The following is a 381-nucleotide window of genomic DNA, read 5'->3' on the forward strand; positions in this document are numbered from 1 at the left end:
CCTGATGAACAGCTACAAGTCCTGACGAGCACGCCGTATTGATGGCCATGTTTGGACCGTCAAGGTTTAGGAAATAAGAAAGTCTGGCGGCAAGCACAGCATTATTATTGGAAGTAACGCCGCTTTTACTTCCAGTCATAAGCCTATAGTCACCGTCTTCTACTCCTACGAAAAAACCTACCTTTTCATCTCCAAATGACTTAGAACCATAGCCGGCATCTTCTAATGCTTTCCAAGATTCCTGAAGGAGCAGCCTCTGTCTAGGGTCCATCGTCTCTGCTTCACGAGGCGATAGTTCAAAGAAAAGAGGGTCAAATTCAGCAATTCCCGGTACCACTCCAAGTTTTCTGTTCACTGATTTGCCAGCCTCAGTGTTTTCAT

The 381-nt window shown here is 45.7% G+C and carries 1 protein-coding gene; it reads right to left on the reverse strand.

The features are described 5' to 3' along the window. Nucleotides 1–381, reverse strand: a 381-nt coding sequence (locus LNN34_RS21825; protein WP_229044616.1) for a beta-ketoacyl synthase N-terminal-like domain-containing protein, incomplete at both ends; no start/stop codon positions are given.

It is taken from the genome of Bacillus sp. AF23, assembly GCF_020861455.1.
Lineage (GTDB): Bacteria > Bacillota > Bacilli > Bacillales > Bacillaceae > Bacillus > Bacillus halotolerans.